Annotated in this window: 5 protein-coding genes; 1 reads left to right on the forward strand and 4 read right to left on the reverse strand. The window is 60.4% G+C overall.

Features of this window, described 5'->3' with window-relative positions; translation table 11 throughout:
* Positions 1-8 precede the first annotated feature (8 nt).
* Complete coding sequence (locus tag PFH44_RS26420; RefSeq protein WP_283826674.1) at positions 9-101, forward strand: hypothetical protein; 93 nt, start codon at positions 9-11, stop codon at positions 99-101.
* 62 nt (positions 102-163) lie between these two features.
* Here PFH44_RS26420 and PFH44_RS26425 read toward each other — a convergent pair whose 3' ends face one another.
* The 4 genes from PFH44_RS26425 to PFH44_RS26440 form a co-directional block, all read right to left on the reverse strand.
* Positions 164-838: a GntR family transcriptional regulator gene (locus PFH44_RS26425; protein WP_045854697.1), complete on the reverse strand. Its 675-nt coding sequence runs from the start codon at positions 836-838 to the stop codon at positions 164-166.
* An 87-nt stretch (positions 839-925) separates the two neighbouring features.
* Entirely contained in the window at positions 926-1672 is a 747-nt protein-coding gene (locus PFH44_RS26430) for a carboxymuconolactone decarboxylase family protein (RefSeq protein WP_283826671.1), read from the reverse strand.
* An 8-nt stretch (positions 1673-1680) separates the two neighbouring features.
* Positions 1681-2073, reverse strand: a complete 393-nt coding sequence (locus PFH44_RS26435; RefSeq protein WP_283826672.1) for a cupin domain-containing protein — start codon at positions 2071-2073, stop codon at positions 1681-1683.
* A 13-nt stretch (positions 2074-2086) separates the two neighbouring features.
* Positions 2087-2839: NAD(P)-dependent oxidoreductase (locus PFH44_RS26440; protein WP_283826673.1), on the reverse strand; the 753-nt coding region annotated here is incomplete at its 5' end.

Consider the following 2839-nt stretch of genomic DNA (forward strand, 5'->3'; position numbering starts at 1 on the left):
GGGTTGTTATCGACCGCATATTTCCCCTGGCCGACGCTGCCGAGGCTCACGAATTCGCCGAGACCGCAAAACCGCTTGGCCGCATCGTGATGAAGCCATGAGGCGCCGTAAGTCGCCACGCGCCGTTCATTGATGGATCTGCAGGCGGATGCCGCCGCGCCGGCTACTCTTCGCTCTGGCGACGCAGCATCTGCAGCGCCACCTGGCAGGCATTATTGACGTGTAGAGAGGCGATCGCCTGAGCCTGTTCGGCGTCCCGATCGCGCAGCGCCTCGGCTAACCGATCGATCTCCGCCAGGCTGGACGGCATACGATGCGGCTCCATCAGCGAGGTGGCGCGCAGGAGGTTCACTCGTGAATGCAGGCTGGTGAGGATCTCTTTCACCAGGCTGTTATTACAGTTATCGAAAATGATGTCATACAGGGCGGTTTTGGCGCGCAGCACCTCTTCCTGCTGGCCCGTCTCAGCGGCTGCGCGCAGCTGAGCCGCGGCCTGAGCGAATTGCGCGATGCTGGCGTCGCTGCCCTGCAGCGCAAACTCTCTGGCGGCAAACCCTTCCAGCACGCTGCGCAGCGCATACAGCTCTTCGGCCTCTTTCAGGGAGATACTGGCGACGGTAGGGCCCTTATGCGGCACGATGCAGATTAGTTTTTCCGCTTCCAGCTGGCGTAACGCCTCACGGATAGAGGTACGGCTCACCCCGAGGTTTTCGCACAGCTCGCGTTCGATCAGACGCTGACCGGGATGAAAGCGACCGGACATGATGGCTTCACGAAGGGCATTTTCCACCTGACGGCGCAGGGTATTCGGCCGGACTAAGTTCATCTCCGTGTTCATTTTTGTATTCCTGTATGACAAAAGACACCACAATTTGTACCACATCTTTCTGAGTCACAGCAAGCTACCCTGCTGTGACTCAGCTATTCAGCGCTGGTTCAGCGCCTGTTCCAGCAGCGGCGCCGCCGCTTCCGCTCCGTGCATGCCAATCAGGCTGACAATCTCCAGCACTTCCATAATCTCTTCCTTCGTGGCGCCGTAGCCGATTGCGTTGCGCATATGCAGCTTCAGGCCCTGCTCATACAGATGCGTGGCCGAGGCGTCAAAGGCACAGTAGATAAGTTCCTTAACTTTGGGTGATAGTACGCCCGTTCGCCAGGGGACGGATGAAAATTCGATATAGTATTCAAACAAATCTGGATCCAGCTCTAACAAACCGTCCCATGAGGCGTGCCAGTAGCCGCGGTTGGCAACAAAGCTCGCCTTCAGCTCCTGCTGACGCTCGGTCAGCGGCGCCGGCCCCTGGCGTAGCCCTTCCTCTTCCAGCACCTCCAGCAGCAGGGGGACGCCAATATTAGCCGCGTGGATCCCCAGCGTGCTGGTGAGCTCGAGGATTTCCACCAGCTCTTCGCGGGTCGCGCCGTATCTTAGCGCCACGTCGATATGGCGGCGGATCCCCGGCTGATAAATATGCGTCGAGGCCAGGCTGGCGCTGAGCGCGACCATGGCTTTAACTTTGTTTTCCAGATGATTTTTTCTTAACGGCACGCAGGCCAGCCGGTGCCAGGCCTGCAGGAAACCGGCATCAAGACGCAGCAGCGCATCCTGACCCTCTTCCCAGTAGTGATGCGCATCCAGCACCTGCTGGCGTAAATCGGGTTGGCTATTATTCATTGCGCCCTCTATCGACGGGTTGATTGTTCGTATTGGTCCTGAGTGACTTCGTCCTGCCATCCGGTTTTGCCGATCGAGGTCGCGGTATGCAGCATATAGCTATCCTGCGCCGCGCCGTGCCAGTGGCGTTCGCCGGCGGGGATCCATACGGTATCGCCCGCGCGGATCGGCTGTGCGCTTTCTCCGTCCACGCAAATCCAGCCTTTACCCGCGGTGACCTGCAGGATCTGACCCTGTTCGTGGGTGTGCCAGAAGGTGCGCGCCCCCGGCGTAAAAAAGACGTTGTTAATGGTGATCCCGTCGGCTGCCGGCATCACCACATCGGCCCAGACCTCACCGGTGAAGGTGGTTCCCCGTTTTTCGGAAGGTAAGTTCGCTTCGCGGCCATGAAAAATACGCATAATGTGCTCCGTATCAGTTATCGGAAGAAGAGAGGCGGATACCGCCGGAAATATCGCCGATGGCGTCAACCACGCGGTTGCTGATGGCGTCGCCGTAGCCCAGCGCGGTGGCCAGGCCGAAGCTGGCGAGCGGCCCGGCGCTGTTTAACGACGTGACGCCGAGCTGGTGCAGCAGATCGGTATACAGCACTAAATCCTTGGTCATCAGCTTGCCGGTTAATCCGCCTTCCAGGTAGTCGCCCTGCACGATCCGCGGGAAGCGGTTGAGGGTAGCGAAGTTCACCCCGCTGCTGCTGTTCAGCACGTCCAGCAGCCGCGGTAAATCGAGACCGGCCTTTTTGCCGGCGACCATCACCTCGGCGGTTGCCGCCAGGCTGACCGCATTGAGGAAGTTATTCAGCAGCTTGGTGGTGTGCCCCGCGCCGCTGGCTCCCATGACCACCACTTTGCTGGCGATGGGGGCGAACGCCCACTCAATCGCCTGGATGGCGGCCTCCTCGCCGCCGACCATCAGCGTCAGCTGGCCTTTCTCCGCCGCCGCGGCGCCGCCGGAGATCCCGGCGTCGATATAGGCGACGCCTTTGTCCCGCAGCAGGCCGTGCAGGCGGACGGTTGACGCCGCCGCGGCGGTACTCAAATCGACGATAATCTGCCCGCTGCGGCAATGGGCAAGCAGCCCCTCCTGCTGTAGCATCACCTTTTCGACGACTTTGCTATCCGGCAGCGACAGCCGGATCAGATCCCACTCCGCCGCCACCTGACCAAC

Origin of the sequence: Klebsiella sp. Ech2A (assembly GCF_030078455.1) — a bacterium.
In the GTDB taxonomy this organism is placed as follows: Bacteria; Pseudomonadota; Gammaproteobacteria; order Enterobacterales; family Enterobacteriaceae; genus Klebsiella; species Klebsiella terrigena.